The 15,523-nt window shown below is 34.3% G+C and carries 14 protein-coding genes, 5 tRNA genes and 1 riboswitch; of the genes, 3 read left to right on the top strand and 16 right to left on the bottom strand.

All coding sequences use genetic code 11. From position 1 onward, the window contains the following. Positions 1–123: 123 nt before the first annotated feature. The 3 genes from RMR19_RS10090 to RMR19_RS10080 form a co-directional block, all read right to left on the bottom strand. Positions 124–1,305, bottom strand: coding sequence for a cation:proton antiporter (locus tag RMR19_RS10090; protein WP_310603368.1), 1,182 nt, complete (start codon positions 1,303–1,305; stop codon positions 124–126). Positions 1,306–1,353: 48 nt separating this feature from the next. Beyond that, positions 1,354–1,427: riboswitch (Fluoride riboswitch) on the bottom strand. 33 nt (positions 1,428–1,460) lie between these two features. Further along, positions 1,461–2,036 carry a hypothetical protein gene (locus RMR19_RS10085; RefSeq protein WP_310603367.1) on the bottom strand — a complete coding sequence of 192 codons (576 nt, stop codon included), beginning with the start codon at positions 2,034–2,036 and terminating at the stop codon, positions 1,461–1,463. Between the two features lie 2 nt (positions 2,037–2,038). Then, the gene (locus tag RMR19_RS10080; protein ID WP_310603366.1) at positions 2,039–2,368 is read right to left on the bottom strand and encodes a PadR family transcriptional regulator; all 330 of its coding nucleotides are present in this window, start codon (positions 2,366–2,368) and stop codon (positions 2,039–2,041) included. Between the two features lie 327 nt (positions 2,369–2,695). Between RMR19_RS10080 and RMR19_RS10075 the strand changes: the two genes are divergently transcribed. Further along, positions 2,696–5,080, top strand: a complete 2,385-nt coding sequence (locus tag RMR19_RS10075; protein WP_310603365.1) for a cation-translocating P-type ATPase — start codon at positions 2,696–2,698, stop codon at positions 5,078–5,080. A 197-nt stretch (positions 5,081–5,277) separates the two neighbouring features. On the opposite strand, the gene RMR19_RS10070 is transcribed toward RMR19_RS10075, so the two are convergent. The 4 genes from RMR19_RS10070 to RMR19_RS10055 form a co-directional block, all read right to left on the bottom strand. Then, positions 5,278–5,664, bottom strand: a complete 387-nt coding sequence (locus RMR19_RS10070) for a VOC family protein (RefSeq protein WP_310603364.1) — start codon at positions 5,662–5,664, stop codon at positions 5,278–5,280. Continuing rightward, positions 5,658–6,602, bottom strand: coding sequence for a hypothetical protein (locus RMR19_RS10065; protein WP_310603363.1), 945 nt, complete (start codon positions 6,600–6,602; stop codon positions 5,658–5,660). The genes RMR19_RS10070 and RMR19_RS10065 overlap by 7 nt, the downstream gene beginning before the upstream one ends. A gap of 117 nt (positions 6,603–6,719) precedes the next feature. Beyond that, on the bottom strand, positions 6,720–7,571 hold the full coding sequence (locus tag RMR19_RS10060; RefSeq protein WP_310603362.1) for a helix-turn-helix domain-containing protein: 852 nt from the start codon (positions 7,569–7,571) through the stop codon (positions 6,720–6,722). 103 nt (positions 7,572–7,674) lie between these two features. Continuing rightward, the gene (locus RMR19_RS10055) at positions 7,675–8,046 is read right to left on the bottom strand and encodes a hypothetical protein (RefSeq protein WP_310603361.1); all 372 of its coding nucleotides are present in this window, start codon (positions 8,044–8,046) and stop codon (positions 7,675–7,677) included. 198 nt (positions 8,047–8,244) lie between these two features. Between RMR19_RS10055 and RMR19_RS10050 the strand changes: the two genes are divergently transcribed. Both RMR19_RS10050 and RMR19_RS10045 read left to right on the top strand, forming a co-directional pair. Further along, positions 8,245–9,015, top strand: coding sequence for a class I SAM-dependent methyltransferase (locus RMR19_RS10050; protein ID WP_310603360.1), 771 nt, complete (start codon positions 8,245–8,247; stop codon positions 9,013–9,015). A gap of 67 nt (positions 9,016–9,082) precedes the next feature. Continuing rightward, positions 9,083–9,550: a nucleotidyltransferase domain-containing protein gene (locus tag RMR19_RS10045; protein ID WP_310603359.1), complete on the top strand. Its 468-nt coding sequence runs from the start codon at positions 9,083–9,085 to the stop codon at positions 9,548–9,550. A gap of 61 nt (positions 9,551–9,611) precedes the next feature. On the opposite strand, the gene RMR19_RS10040 is transcribed toward RMR19_RS10045, so the two are convergent. The 9 genes from RMR19_RS10040 to RMR19_RS10000 form a co-directional block, all read right to left on the bottom strand. Beyond that, complete coding sequence (locus RMR19_RS10040; protein WP_310603358.1) at positions 9,612–9,917, bottom strand: STAS-like domain-containing protein; 306 nt, start codon at positions 9,915–9,917, stop codon at positions 9,612–9,614. A gap of 14 nt (positions 9,918–9,931) precedes the next feature. After that, positions 9,932–11,158 carry a hypothetical protein gene (locus RMR19_RS10035; protein ID WP_310603357.1) on the bottom strand — a complete coding sequence of 409 codons (1,227 nt, stop codon included), beginning with the start codon at positions 11,156–11,158 and terminating at the stop codon, positions 9,932–9,934. A gap of 32 nt (positions 11,159–11,190) precedes the next feature. Further along, positions 11,191–12,099 carry a hypothetical protein gene (locus RMR19_RS10030; RefSeq protein WP_310603356.1) on the bottom strand — a complete coding sequence of 303 codons (909 nt, stop codon included), beginning with the start codon at positions 12,097–12,099 and terminating at the stop codon, positions 11,191–11,193. Positions 12,100–12,343: 244 nt separating this feature from the next. After that, positions 12,344–12,415: transfer RNA gene (locus tag RMR19_RS10025), tRNA-Gly, on the bottom strand. A 27-nt stretch (positions 12,416–12,442) separates the two neighbouring features. Continuing rightward, positions 12,443–12,513, bottom strand: a tRNA-Gly gene (locus RMR19_RS10020). Between the two features lie 16 nt (positions 12,514–12,529). Continuing rightward, positions 12,530–12,602, bottom strand: a tRNA-Phe gene (locus RMR19_RS10015). 97 nt (positions 12,603–12,699) lie between these two features. Beyond that, positions 12,700–12,785 (bottom strand) — tRNA-Leu (locus RMR19_RS10010). A gap of 5 nt (positions 12,786–12,790) precedes the next feature. Then, positions 12,791–12,872, bottom strand: a tRNA-Tyr gene (locus RMR19_RS10005). Between the two features lie 262 nt (positions 12,873–13,134). Then, the gene (locus tag RMR19_RS10000) at positions 13,135–15,249 is read right to left on the bottom strand and encodes a glycoside hydrolase family 13 protein (RefSeq protein WP_310603355.1); all 2,115 of its coding nucleotides are present in this window, start codon (positions 15,247–15,249) and stop codon (positions 13,135–13,137) included. Positions 15,250–15,523: the final 274 nt, after the last annotated feature.

Here is a 15,523-nt window from a genome sequence, read left to right as displayed (position 1 = left end):
TATGGGATGCAAAGGATAAAAACTTATTCAAAATGTGCGTTTTCTCATCAAAAAAAGACAAAAAACATTATTATGAGCTGTAAGCTACGATAACATTTTTTGTCTTGTTCCTTTTTATCTATTTTATTTTTCCCTATCTAATAACTTCTTATACGTAAAATCTATCAGAAATGCCCCTAATGGTGCTGTTATTAAAATTGCTACGACTGCCACCATTAAAACAATATTTCCGCAAGATAATCCCATAGCAAGAGGCACTCCGCCAATCGCTGCTTGTACCGTAGCCTTTGGTGTATAACCTAACATACAGAATAACCTTTCTTTCTTACTTAATTTCGTTTTGATTAAGCAGAAAGCTACTCCCACTACTCGAAAACATAGTACACCAAATATTAATAAGATTGCTGTGCCTCCTGCTTCTAAAGCACGATGTAAATCAACTGTTGCCCCAACTAGAACAAACAACATAATCTCCGCCGTAACCCACAACTTATTAAACTTCGAGGAAAGGCGAACTGCAACTGCCTCTCTCTTTCTTTGCAATGATATTCCAACACACATAACAGCAATAAGAGATGCAAATGGAATATACGATGAAAACTTATCCTCAAATGTCACCATTGCAAATGAAATACATAGTAGAATAATAACTTTAGCCGTATCTCGAATGTGTATCTTTTCAAAATATTTTGCTAATACATACCCTGTCAAAAATCCGACAGCTGCACCTACAACAATTGAAATTGGTATATTAATAAAGGTTAATGCAGATGCCTCTGTCCCTTGTGCTAACCCAGTAAATGTTGAAAACATAACAATTACAAATACATCATCAACGGAAGCTCCTGCTAGTATCAATTGCGGAATTCCCTTTTCTGTTCCATATCCCTCTTCCATTAATTTTAGCATCTTAGGTACAATAACCGCTGGTGATACTGCTGCAATCACTGCTCCTAAAATAGCAGCATCTAATATTGATATGTCAAATAACCTCGGTGCAAGTAGTACCATACCAATCATTTCAAAGCAAGCAGGCACAAAACACATCAATACTGCAGGTCTTCCAACCTTTTTTAAATCATTGATATCCAGTGAAAGTCCAGCTCGTATTAGTATAATGATTAGAGCAATTCGCCTTAAATCCGATGATAGATTAAGAATTGATGCATCAATTAGATTCAGTACATACGGCCCTAGAATAATTCCTGTGATAATCATTCCAAACAGACTTGGAAAACGTATCTTCTTGCAGATCCAACCGAGAAACATTCCCATCATTAATATTAGTGTAATGCTAAGTAACATATTATATCCTCCTTTATATGCAAAAAAGCTGATAGCTTCTGCGTTAATCATAATGCAGAAGTCATCAGCTTATAAAAGCGGTTTTAGATAATCTAAGGGAGAACTTCATTCCCAAAACAAATTATAATTTTTAATAAGTTTGTTGTCAAGCGGTTTTATCTTTTCGTTCGACTAAGTATCAGCGCATGCCCAATTAATGCAATTCCAACACCAATCAGTACGCCAACACCCAAACCAATCAACGTATCAATCCAGCCGCCACCTAGAAATGCTGTTCTTCCACCACTGGCAATGTAGCCAACTAATCCACCTACAGTAAGCCCAATTAATGTTAGACCTCCATACTGCATACCAATTAACTCATGCTGGGCTGGGTCCATATTTTCATAATATTCTTGAAAACGCTTCTCTATATCTGTCGTTTGTTTACTGCCACTTTCAAATTTCATCGTTTCGCTTGCCTTTGCAAATGCATCTTCCTCCGAAAGCCCTTGTGACATTAAGTCATTCATATAATCACTTATATAAAGTATCAAATCATTTTGAGCCTCTATACTTTGTTCAGAGCGGTTTTTAAAACGAGAAATATTCCGATTTAACTTCCCCTTCGCCTCTCCACCTTTTTTTCTCAGTTTTTCCATATATGTCATCTCAGCATCCTGTAGATAATTCTTTGACTGTTCTGCTGCAAAACGATTAATTTTTTCCTGTATCTCACGACTAAAACTCATGATTAGTCCCTCCATCCTTTTTTCAAATTCTCTAAACAATCGCTCAAAAAATCCCAACGTACCCAAAAAGAGTTTAGTTCCTCCCAGCCTTGGTCGTTCAGTGTATAAAACTTCCTTGGTGGCCCAATCTCTGATGGCTTTTTCGTAATATCCACTAGTTTATTACGTTCTAAACGTATTAATAATGAATAAACTGTTCCTTCCGCAATATCGGAAAACCCCATCTTGGCTAGGTATTTTACAATCTCATATCCATATATCTCACCCCTACTAATAATCTCAAGTACAATCCCTTCTAACACTCCCTTGAGCATCTCACTAAGGTTCTCCATGCATTCACCTCCACTGGTGTATTTTATCTTTCTTAGGTACTAACCATTACTAAGTACTAACTACATAATATCGCTAAGTAGTCATTTTGTCAACTACTATAATAAACTCGTAATCCTAGAGAATATAAGTACGATTGACGAAAGTAGCACTTTCTGATATATTGTACTTGCTATTATAATTCCAATATTGGTTGGAATTAGCAGAGTTCTCAAAAAAATTCAATTGATAAAGATAAAAATTTGTTTAAAAAATGATTATACTAAGTGGAGTGTGCAGAGCAATGTAATGATTTTTCAAACACACTCTAACATATCAAGGAGGAATACATGGATACAAAACAAGATTTACAGCGGGTTCATCCGTCTGTCCAGAACGGTCTTTCTCAACAACAAGTTGATGAAAGAATTGCAAAGGGATTAACCAATACTGCACAAGAAAAAATCACAAAAACAACAGGAGAAATCATTCGAGATAATGTCTTTACTTTATTTAATGCTTTTAACTTCATAATTGCTATCTGTTTGGCTCTTGTCGGTGCATATACGAATATGGTATTTGTATTGATTGTTGCAACAAATGTAATGATTGGTATTGTTCAAGAAATCCATGCGAAAAAGATGGTTGAAAATCTCTCCCTGCTCGGCGCAACCAAAACGAAAGTTGTAAGGGATGGTAAAACACAAGAGATATCAGTAGAAGATTTAGTGCTAGATGATATTGCTCTCCTACGTCTAGGCGATCAAATATGTGCAGATGGTGTTGTCGTACAAGGTGAAATCGAAGTAAACGAAGCACTCCTTACAGGGGAAGCTGATCCGATTTTCAAACGACCAGGAGATAACTTGCTTTCTGGTAGCTTTGTTGTGAGTGGAAATGCTTATCTACAAGTTGAGCATGTTGGAGCTGATAATTTCGTAGCGAAGCTGGCTGCTGGAGCGAAAAAACATAAAAAGACCAACTCCGAACTACTTAATTCCATGCGTAAGGTTACAAAATTCACAAGCTATTTCATTGTCCCTATTGGTATATTGCTTTTCATCGAAGCCTATTTCATGCGTGGTGATTCTATGTTTGATTCTGTAGTATCTTCTTCTGCCGGACTGCTTGGAATGTTGCCGAAAGGCCTCCTACTTCTCATCAGTACATCATTAGTTTTGGGAATTGTTAAAATGTCCAAAAAAAGAGTTCTCGTGCAAGACTTATATGCACTTGAAACACTTGCCCATGTGGACATGCTGTGCCTTGATAAAACTGGAACAATTACAGAAGGTAAAATGTGTGTTTCAAATCTTTATATTAAGAATGAATCACTCCTACCTATCCCTGTTGATAAAGCAATCTCTTGCTTTGTAGGAGCTTTAGAGGATAACAATGCTACATTTGTTGCTTTAAGAGAGTATTTTTCTGAAGATCGTTCTTTTGCTCCAACCCATATTACACCGTTTTCCTCAGAACGAAAATGGAGTTCTGCTACATTTGAGAACTTGGGAACGCTTGTAATCGGTGCACCCGAAATGGTGCTTAAAGGTCAGGCATCTATGTTGCCTGCTGAAGCAGTAAAAGCGCAAAATGCAGGACGTCGTATTTTATGCCTTGCTCATACGAATAAGCAGATTGAAAATAACAAACTGCCAGAAGTGGATTTAATTGCAGTTATTGAACTTGACGATCCGATACGAAAAAATGCCAAGGAAACGCTTGCATTTTTCCGCAGAGAAGGCGTAGATATTAAGATTATATCAGGTGATAATCCAGTTACCGTATCAGGCATTGCAATGAAAGCTGGACTTGAAGACTATGATTCCTATATTGATATGTCTACTCTACATTCAGAAAGTGAAGTTGCTGCTGCTGCCCTAAAATATAGTGTTTTCGGCAGAGTTACTCCACAGCAAAAAAGCCAGCTCGTAAAAGCATTGCAAGCCAATGGTCATACTGTTGGAATGACTGGTGACGGTGTAAATGATGTATTAGCTCTTAAAGAGGCAGATTGTAGTATTGCTGTAGCAAGCGGCAGTGATGCCGCACAACAGGTATCCAAATTTGTCTTATTAGATTCAGACTTTACCGCTATACCAGATATGGTTATGGAAGGTCGCCGTGTTGTAAACAATATCACAAGATTTGGTGGCGTATTCTTTATCAAAACAATATATTCGGTTTTACTGTCAATCTTCTCGATTTTAACACTGACAGCATTCCCATTTGTTCCGATACAAATTACGCTGTATGATTTTGCCATAGAAGCATATCCATCTTTCTTATTAGCATTAGCACCTGATGGTACCCGCATTCGTGGCAAGTTTCTTCCAAACGTTATTAGCAAAGCATTGCCGTATTCAGTGCTCATAATAATCAACATTCTTCTCACACTGATTATTTCGCCACTGATTGGTATTTCAGAGCCACAGGCAACCACAGTTATGTATTTCATCACCAGTTTTGCAGGATTAGTTGCAGTATTTAACGCTTGTCGCCCATTAGATCTCCCACGAGCATTTGTATCTGTTACAGCTTTCGGTGGGTTCTATTTAGCAACGTTCCTGTTTAGCAAAATGCTTTATGTAGCTCCTCTTTCACTTCCTGCAGTCTTACTATTTGCTGGTCTTGCAATTGTCTGTCCTGTTATCAAGTTCCTGCTAACAAAGCTGATTGACATGATTTTCAATAGATTAAGAAGTGATAGAAAGGTATTGCTATCCGAGAAATAAAAGCTTCAAAATCCCAAAACTTAATAACAAACAATAAGGAAAAGCAAGTGATGCAGTATTCATTACCGCACCACTTGCTTTTCCTTAATTGAAGAGGGCTTTTCCTTTCCCTCTTCTTATTCTACATGATCTTGTTTGAAAAATGATTACACTGTTCTGCACTCTACTTGAGGCGAGTTCCAATTGATATAGTCGCCCTACGCAAATAAACACCACCACACACCGTATTTATCAATTAACTCCACTCCACAAGGACAGAAACTCAATTCTCCAAATGCTGTTATGATTTCGCTTCCTTCAAGCATAGTCTCATATGCTTTTCGCACCTTATCTTCTTGTCCTTCTCCAAATTGAATACAAAACTGCATCGTATTGCCTGTAATCCGTTTCTCACCACCAGCTCTCGTGGTGTCTTCCGCCTCACCAATTGCAATTGCTTGTCCTTCAACATTAAGTTCTCTGTGTATTACAACACCGTTTTCATCAACGTCTTGAAAGCCTATCTCCGCACCAAATGCTGTTTTATAAAATTCAAAAGCCTCATCGCTTCCCTTAACATAGATTTGCAATAATGTTCTTAACATATGTTATCCTCCAAAAAATCAAAATTCTTTAATAAAATCATATTTTCAATCACTCTAACTGCTTTCCACCAATTCTCACTAATAGCAAATTGCTTTGAATATTTTTCATTATTATCAAACCATGTCCACGTGATTCCCCAAACATCATCTTGAGGTAACGTTTCGATAAGATACTTCATTTCTGTCTCTACAATATCCTTATTTTCATTATAATAGATACTTTGTGGACTTGTAATATATTTTGATGGACGAACAGTATAGTACTGCCATTTAGAAGTATCCTTCTCAATTGAATTTTTAATCAAATTCTTTATTCTTTCTTCTAATAAAGTATAATCATATTCCCCAAAGTTCAATTCCTTCAAAACATCAACAAGGTCTATATATCCACCAATCCCCATTTCTCCGAATCTCTCGTCAATCACTAACTTGTTTAATAATTCCTTCACTAACGCAGTTACTTTTTGATATAGGCTAGAACTCTTATCTGCATATTTTAGCACGAATACTGATAACCCCATCGTTACTCCCTTACTTTCGATTACGTTTGCCTCTTCACTAAAGTTCCACCACGGAGCATGAGGAAAGTTATCATTCGTAGGTACGCAAAATCTCCAACCATATTCCATGAAATCTTTCTCACTATAAAGATACTTTAGAATCCCTTCATAAATCGGATGACTCAAATCTGTAAATTCAATATCTTTTAATATATTTATTGCATATAACGTTGTATAAGGAGTGGAATTTGGATTCCAGTTATCAGGTTCTAAAGAATTCCCGAATCCTCCATCTTCATTCTGGAAATAAGATAACGCTGAAATTACATCCTCTTTGCTTCCGTTTTCAAAATAATACTTCCATAAGCTAAGTTCGAAGTCTCTTGCATTACGGTAAACCCATGTTTTTATTCTATCGTATGTTTGTTTTGTTAACATAATTATCCCCCTGTACTTACTATTTTTCTTCTTTAACTATAAATTATACTTTTTACAATTCCTATTTTACACTTCTATTTCGTGGTTATATTGTAATTATGCGACATTAGCAACTATTTAGACGATGTCTTTCACGCTTAATGCATGCTGTTTTGCCTCACTTGGTGACACCGTATGATATCTTTTGAAATCATGTAACAAATGTGATTGATCAGCATAACCATAACGATAAACTGCATCCGACACATTGAAATGCTGATTAAACAAAATATCATTCCATAAATACTGATAACGTACTAGAGAGCTCAATTGCTTGGGTGAAACACCTATATATTCATTAAATATGCGTTCTAACTGCCTGCTACTTATATATACCTCATCTGCAAGTGTAGTCGTTTTAATATTGCCTTTATTATTTAGTATACAAAATAGTGCGTTTTCTAAATTATGATTTACTCGTTTCCTATTCAACTTAGTAAGAAGAACTTTTTCAGCTATTTTTACTCGCTCATTCAAAGTAGATATATCATATAACAGTGGTTCGATCGCTGATTTTATCTTTGAATAGTGTTGCTGTACCTCAAAAACATTATTTTTTACACCAGCCATTGAATCTTCCGAAAACAGTGCCGCTGTCCACGCATAAAAACGTATTGCAAAAATAGAAGTCGTTTCCTCCTTGGCATTTGGAGTTGCCGTTCTAAAAGGCTCATTATTTATTCCAATGAAGCTACTATATATTGTATTTTCGGTATAATTTACATCAAAAATAATGTCCATACATGTATCTTGAATTACTAATTCCTCTGCTACGATATTATTTTTTGTTTTGGTAACAGGTTTCTTTGTTCCCCAAAAACATTTTATATATGGCTTTAAACCTTCACATGGCATAATCTCAATGTAGTTGCTATCATTTCTAAAGGGTGTAGCGGTTATAGGGTTATACAGATGGCTAAACTTTTGCATTATAAATCCCCCTTCTAGCATGTATACTTAGTGTCTATTGTAAAAATGAGCCATATCAAACTAGGATAAGGCTCATTCTTAATGTACTATATTTTCAAAACTATCATCTCTTTTTACTAACTTTTACACTGAATTTTCCTGTGAATTCCGTGTATTCAGCAGTCAATGTATAGGTATCATCATAGCTTAAATCCAGATATGTCTCTAGTTCTTTCGCTCTATCTAACGCTGCCACAACATTACCTTTTGAGTCACTTAGAATAAAATCGACTGTACCACTTTTTACAGTTGTTCTTAGGGAAATCTTAATCCTATCCCCTTCACTTCCAGTAAACGAAAATTCAGAACTTGAAGTTTTCACTTCTTTAATAGTATGACTCATATTTCCAAGAACCTTTTGCCTTGTACAAAAAGCAACTATCACTACCGCTGCAACGATCGCTACTGCTAGTAATACTTTTATTTTTATTTTCACATTCGTTTCCCCCTGTATCTTCCTTACATAATAAATACTACCACTTCATATTGTATTGTCAACTATTTATGTAAATTATATCTTCTCTCGTACTCTTGAAATGTTCCACAAATCATGTTATTCTAAGCCCAACACATGTTACATGAGCACAAACCAATTTGCAAAAAAGTATTTAAATTACCAACGAGGAGGTTTAATATGAACGAAATACAAAGTTTCTATGAAGATGATTGCAACGAAAGTCAACGTTTATTATCACAGGCAGGTCAAATAGAATTTTTTACTACTATGCACTATTTAAAGATGTATTGCAAACCTGAAATGAATGTACTTGATGCTTGTGCTGGCGGTGGCATCTATTCTTTCCCCCTTGCAGACTTAGGTTGCAATGTAACTGCGGGAGATTTGATGACAATCAATGTCGAACATATTAGAGCAGTTGACAAAGAGAATATGAAATTAAAGAATATATACGAAGGAAGTGTCTTAGATTTATCTCAATTTAGCGATAATACTTTCGACGTTGTCTTGAATTTAGGTTCTTACTATCACCTATGTTCTGAAGCCGATAGGGAAAAGTCTTTATCTGAGACTCTTCGTGTTCTTAAAAAAGGTGGAATCTATATGCTTGCATATATAAACAGATGTGCAAATTATATGGCTCATTTTTCTGAGCTAAAAGATAACTTCTCCTTTTTAGAAAATTATATGAAAAATGGACATATAGACAATAGTAATCTATTCTATTCAACAACTCCTGAAATGGTAGAACAGGATTTAGAAGCGCATAACTTACAGCTAATTCATAATATTGCAACAGATGGTCCCATTTTTATATACAGAGATACTGTTAATCAAATGAGTGAGAAAGATTTTCAATCATTTATGGGTATCCATATGGATATTTGCGATAAGAAAAGCAATCTAGGTTATAGTGAGCATGGATTACTTATTGCAAGGAAAGAATAATGACCATCAGAAAGAAGGCTAGAAATACTCTACCAAATATTAATATAGTTGAAAATGAGGTGGATATATGGGAGATTTAGACAAGAAACTAACTATTTTATCTAACATTGCACACAAATTTAATCAAAAGAACATAACATGGGCTGTTGGTGCATCAATGCTACTATATTTCAAAGGAATTGCAACAGATTTCCATGATATTGATATCATGGTAGCCGAAACTGATGTTGAAATATTGAAGAGCATCATTCTGGAATTTGGGGAGCTCCAACCACAAGTTCCAAACCCTCAATATAAAACAAAACATTTCTTGGAATTCAAGGTGGATGGTGTTGACATAGATGTCATGGCTGGTTTTACTATTATCAGTGGCGAGAAAGAGTATTACTTTCCATTAAAACAAGAAAATGTTTTGGATTATACCGAAATCAATGGCGTAAAAATACCGTTACAATCGCTTGAGGAATGGCGTAATTACTATAATTTGATGGGCAGAACAGAGAAAGTTAAAATGATTGATAACTTCAATTTATAGAATACTCTTTTTTGTTCATTAAAAAATCGCTAACTCTTAATTATAAGAATTAGCGATTTTATTACAGTTTCGCATATTTCAATTTTGCAACTTTTACACTCTCTTTTAATAAAGTCATCATATCATCACTCAGATTTATAATTCTAATTTGACATTTCACCAAATCAAATTCCCGCGGATTAAATAATTTTCCTATCGCATTATTTAAAAAAGCCGTATTCACCAATTCAACACCTTCAAAATCCACTAATATTTCTTTGTTCGACTGTGACAATTCTGAAATCTTATTAAAAGCTACATTCCCCTTAGAATCATCATCAGCAGCCTTTGTTCCAATAACATCTATTATCTTCAATTTTTCAGCCATATTGCCACCTCTCATTACGAAATTAATATTTTATTTAATATACCATATAAATGATATAAATGTAACTGTCCAAAATTTGTATTTGAATATTCTTCACCTGACAATTCCATTTTATTATATACTCTATTATATGCTGATACTATTTTATCTGCTTTTGAAACTTTTTCTTGATTTTTTGTATCCAAAATATCTTTCTGTAGTTGTTTTAAATCTTCAATTGTAATATTTTCAATTTTAGAAACATCAATAGGTACACTTATGTCTATCGTATCATATAACGATTTATCATAAACATGGTCTGTGTTTATATCTGTAAATAAGGCAAGATTCTCTTTATATTCACAATCCTCATTTAAAATATCATTTAGTGTAAACCCTAGTTTTTTCTTTTCAAAAGTTAACTTCTCAAATTTTTTTGTTGAATAATATATAATTCCATCATAATTATTATTTTTGATTATTTGTGCTAACAATTGTGGTAATACATATTCTTCGCAAAAACTAAAACCCTTTAATTCTTGCTTTTTCCTAAAACTACAAACTGAAGAAAGAATTATTCGAAAGAAATTTTCCTCTTTTTGCTCGCATTCAATGCCTAACAGTAAGTTAATATCAATATCCATGATATCATCATATAGATTGTTTCTCAAATCATATAATCGCATATTATTTTGCAACTGAATAGTTGAAACCTTGAATTTTGTTATATCTTCGATTTCGAGTTCTTCCGCAATATCAATTATTGATTTCCCCAAGTAAATTATTGGTTGTCCCGTCAAACTATATATTTGATTACTTATTAAATATCTTTTATTAAATGGTATATGAAACATATCCCACGTTGTAAGAACTTGGTTGCTTTCTCTTCCTTTAAAGTATATATAGTTTTCATTACTATATGCCTCAAAATTCAAAAGGTTATTATCTATTAACAACTTTTTAAAAATTTGTATGGCTTCTGATGATTTTGCATCAATCCACATTAAATATATATTTTTTAATATGTCAAAAAATTCTCGTATCTGATTTTTATTTATATCTTTATAAATAGTTTTCATATAATTACACGTTTCTTTGTATACACACTTTTCTTCGCATTTACATATAGCATTTTTCCAATGTACTATAAACATATTCTTATATGTATCAATCGATTCCTCATATCTTTCGCTACGTCCTTGTGCTAAAAGTCTTAATTTCTTTTGATAATTATCACTTAAGAATTCTATAAAGCAATTCATTATATACTTATTCCCCCTAATATAATTATATGTCATATTCCCCAGTTTAACAAATCAATACTTTGATTTGTTAGGTCATCTATTTTCATTTGTGTATTTTCAATAATAAAGGGTATCCTAATTGTAATCATATTACCATTAAAGATGTTTTTTAATGTTGAAACCCTCTCAACTTCAATTTTGTTTTCATCTTTTTCATTATAGCTTTTATTGTTGAATTCTAAATAGTACTTTCCAGATATAATTGAAAAATCACCTGCCAATTCTGCAATATATTTTCTTAATAAATATAGTCCCAACCCTCCTGGTTCTTCTCCTAAACGAGTTGTATTAGTTTTCTTAAGTGCCCATATAATGGCATCAAAATCATTATCAAATATATACCCATTTTTTTGTTGAATATTATCTTTAATAGTAATATCATAATTTACGATTGAAAACATCAACATTTTTTCTGTTTCGTCAATATAACCTGCAATTGTTCCTTCATTTAGTTGAGTATGCATTTTTATATTCGCAATTAATTCACTTAGGATAATCTTTATCCACTTATATCCTTTAATATTAAGACCTTTTAAATGCTTAATAAGTAAGTCCTCAATTTGTCGACTGTTACTATCATTTATTTTTCGGCATTTCAACGAACATTGATTATATGCTGAATATGTCTTGAAAATCATTCCTATAATTTTATCATATGGAATAGTATGAGACTCTCTTTTCAATTTCAGCATTACTTTTATCCCTAATTTATTTAGTTTCTCTAAAATATACGAAAAAAAAGATAATAGGTTAGTCTCAAACCTAACCGTATTTTCAAAATTAAGCAAAACCTCTTTAATGCAATTTTCTAGTATATATGTATGGAATCTTTGAAGAAATTCAATTGAAGTCATATTATAACGAATAATACGTGGAAAATAGTAAGTATATGATTCCATAGTCACTCCTTATAATAAAAACATGGCTTGTAAGTTAAATCAAGCAATAAGATGTCTGTAATTTAAATTAATATAAAAATGCAATCGCATTTCTACTTTGATTACTCTTTAATAAATTATACTTTTCTTAAAATCAAAAGTCAATCGCTGATGGTAAAAAGTGTAATATTGCTTCGTTAGAATATTTATTATAAAAACAAAAAAACCTCTAACCATTCTAGTTAGAAGTCCTATAATTACAGTAAGCGCGAGACGGGATTCGAACCCGCGACCCTCGCCTTGGCAAGGCGATACTCCACCACTGAGCCACTCGCGCGTATTACTTTGTATAGTATATATACAAAGCGGGTGATGGGAATCGAACCCACGTATCTAGCTTGGAAGGCTAGTGTTCTACCATTGAACTACACCCGCATATTAAGTTTTAAAGTGCCCAGAGCCGGAATCGAACCAGCGACACGAGGATTTTCAGTCCTCTGCTCTACCGACTGAGCTATCTGGGCTTGTGTTATGTATCACCAATGATGTAAGTAATAAATCATAGTCTATAATTTATCGAAATCAACTTACCCATACTCTACATTCAGCATTTTAATAAAATGCCGGCGACCGGAATCGAACCGGTACGGGCGATTAGGCCCGCAGGATTTTAAGTCCTGTGCGTCTGCCAGTTCCGCCACGCCGGCATTAATGGAAGGAGAAGGATTCGAACCTTCGAAAGCGTAGCTAACAGATTTACAGTCTGCCCCCTTTGGCCACTCGGGAACCCTTCCTTAATTGCTCTGACAAGATATTATTATAGCAGATAATTCTAAAATTGCAAGTACTAATTTGAAGTTTTTTTAATTTTTTTAATTTTCTTGTTTATAAGCAAAATTCATTTGTTTTTACTATATATCCCAAAGCAAACCGTAATGTTAAGAATAACCATATTTGCATCAAACATATTACTATAACGGTATCTAGTACTATATAAAATGCTCTATCTCCTAAATCACCTCATCTTTCTACATAAAGTCTCATAAAGACAACTGACTAAAAAGCGTCAATTGTCTTTATGATTGCCGAAGACTCTGGTGGCATTATTACTTTCGCATATCCCTCTTGTACTGGATACATCTGTGCCTTTAAATTATATCCTTCACTATTCGTTTGGATCAATCGTACCAATCTGTCTGTATCAAGAATACCTACTTGCCATACTGGCACATCTATCACTTGCTCCTGTTGCGCATTATTCACAATCACAACTAGTTTATCGTTACAATCAAAACGTCCGAAGCTAAAATAATGATTTCCACCGCACAAGAAAATCATAGAACCAGTTTTCAAAGCCTCATAGCTTTTGTGAATATGGATAAGTTCTTTGTGTAATTCAATTAACTCTATGTCTTCATGTCCCCATGGATACGTTCTACGATTATCCGGGTCAGTCCAACCACATACACCAGCTTCATCTCCATAATAGATTGTAGGCGCTCCTGGCCAAGTCATCTGAATTAGTACTGCTTCCCTCATAACCGCTTTATTTATGCCATAATTCGCCGCATCTGGACCACTTGTTGCCGTACGACCTATTCTTCTGTTTGTTCGTGTTAAAAACCTCGAATGATCGTGATTAGACAGCTCATTCATCGCTACAAATAGCGATTGTGTATTAAACTTCGTCATATGATGGCTCATTGATCCATAAAACGCTTCGTATTGCCCATATAGGTCGCTTCTAGCTTCATCACTATGTTTCTCTATCCCTGTTAAAAACCATGTTAGTGGTTCCATAAATGCATCATAATTCATTACGGTATCCCATTCATCGCCTTGTAGCCATGAACTTGGATCTCCATAATGCTCCGCTAGAATAATTGCCTCTGGATTTGCTTCCTTCACTGCATTTCTAAAGTCCTTCCAGAACTTATGATTGTATTCATTGGAATGTCCTAGGTCTGCAGCAACATCAAGACGCCAGCCATCAATATTGAAAGGAGGTGAAAGCCATTTCTTAGCAATATCCAAAATATATTGATATAGCTTTGGCGACTCTTCATAGTTTAGTTTTGGTAGTGTATCGTGTCCCCACCAACCATCATACCGACTATTGTATGGCCATGTTCTATCACGGAACTTAAAGAACGAACGATACGGGCTGTTTTCATCAATATAAGCACCCTTTTCATATCCTTCCTCCTTCTTATAGATGCATTCCCTGTCTAACCATTTATTAAACGATCCACAGTGGTTAAAAACACCATCAAGGATAATTTTCATTCCTCTCTTGTGAATCTCCTCTACAAGCTCCGCAAACAAGGCATTACTCGCCTCTAAGTTCTCCTTAGCAGTAACTCTTGTAATAAATCTTGTTGCATGTTGATTATTCGTATCTCCAGGTCGTAATACCTCACCCTCGTCTTTTACAATAACGCCAAAGTGTGGATCAACATAATCATAATCTTGTATATCATATTTGTGATTAGAAGGTGACACAAAGATTGGATTCAAATAGATTGCATCAACACCTAGACTTTGGATATAATCTAGCTTCTTCATAACACCACGTAAGTCTCCACCATAGAATTCTCTTACTCCCATTGCTAACGGGTACTTATTCCAATCATTAACCTTACTTGTTCCTTCACCTATATAATTGTATTCTCGATCTAATACATCATTGCTCGTATCTCCATTATAGAAGCGGTCAACAAATATCTGATAGATTACTGCGCCCTTTGCCCAATTTGGAGTTTGAAATCCTGGCATAAGCACAAAATTATAGATATTCTGTATCTCATTCATTACACCTTTACGGTTATAATAACATGTAAAGTTTCCACTTCGAACTTCAAAATAGTATTCTACTTTTACTGTCTCTAATTGAATTGTTCCTTCATAATAATCAAACAACTTATCATGCTCAACTTTCACCATCTCTTGTCTACTATATGTTGAAATAAGATACACTTGATCTACGTTTTCCCTTGCAGTACGAAAACGTATCTTTACCTCATCATTTATCATTGGTTCATCTGGAATACGATATTGCTTCGTCCCATCACAAAATAAAGCATCAAGATTCAAAATCGGTGCTACATGTTCCATGTAGGCATTTAGCTTTTCATATTTTGTTAACTGACTAAAGTTCATATTAAAATTCATATACGAAAGCTCCTCTTTTCTCGTATTGGTGCTATCCCTTTTGCACCTATTTCCATCCTAAATAAAGATTCTCATAACTATTCTATTCTAATATACACCATTTCATTATACAACCATTGACTTTTATTTAATTTCATTAATATGAGTTGCCCGACAAATGGGCCATTTGAACCTTGAAAATTTAATATATTATCTTCAAATATGGTATAATTGAGGTATTAAGAAAAGGAGTGATCATATGTCTTTCTCATCAAATACCTCACAACAAATCAGT

The organism is Anaerosporobacter sp., assembly GCF_031551385.1.
Lineage (GTDB): Bacteria > Bacillota > Clostridia > Lachnospirales > Lachnospiraceae > Anaerosporobacter.
This window is presented reverse-complemented; position numbering and strand designations above follow the sequence as displayed.

Bases quoted from the DNA above. Each gene is read 5' to 3' on its own strand.
- RMR19_RS10050 (WP_310603360.1), top strand. From the start codon at position 8,245: ATGAACGAAATACAAAGTTTCTATGAAGATGATTGCAACGAAAGTCAA.
- RMR19_RS10000 (WP_310603355.1), bottom strand. From the start codon at position 15,249: ATGAATTTTAATATGAACTTTAGTCAGTTAACAAAATATGAAAAGCTA.
- RMR19_RS10040 (WP_310603358.1), bottom strand. From the start codon at position 9,917: ATGGCTGAAAAATTGAAGATAATAGATGTTATTGGAACAAAGGCTGCT.
- RMR19_RS10085 (WP_310603367.1), bottom strand. From the start codon at position 2,036: ATGAGTTTTAGTCGTGAGATACAGGAAAAAATTAATCGTTTTGCAGCA.
- RMR19_RS10070 (WP_310603364.1), bottom strand. From the start codon at position 5,664: ATGTTAAGAACATTATTGCAAATCTATGTTAAGGGAAGCGATGAGGCT.
- RMR19_RS10080 (WP_310603366.1), bottom strand. From the start codon at position 2,368: ATGGAGAACCTTAGTGAGATGCTCAAGGGAGTGTTAGAAGGGATTGTA.
- RMR19_RS10045 (WP_310603359.1), top strand. From the start codon at position 9,083: ATGGGAGATTTAGACAAGAAACTAACTATTTTATCTAACATTGCACAC.
- RMR19_RS10075 (WP_310603365.1), top strand. From the start codon at position 2,696: ATGGATACAAAACAAGATTTACAGCGGGTTCATCCGTCTGTCCAGAAC.
- RMR19_RS10030 (WP_310603356.1), bottom strand. From the start codon at position 12,099: ATGGAATCATATACTTACTATTTTCCACGTATTATTCGTTATAATATG.
- RMR19_RS10065 (WP_310603363.1), bottom strand. From the start codon at position 6,602: ATGTTAACAAAACAAACATACGATAGAATAAAAACATGGGTTTACCGT.
- RMR19_RS10090 (WP_310603368.1), bottom strand. From the start codon at position 1,305: ATGTTACTTAGCATTACACTAATATTAATGATGGGAATGTTTCTCGGT.
- RMR19_RS10035 (WP_310603357.1), bottom strand. From the start codon at position 11,158: ATGAATTGCTTTATAGAATTCTTAAGTGATAATTATCAAAAGAAATTA.
- RMR19_RS10060 (WP_310603362.1), bottom strand. From the start codon at position 7,571: ATGCAAAAGTTTAGCCATCTGTATAACCCTATAACCGCTACACCCTTT.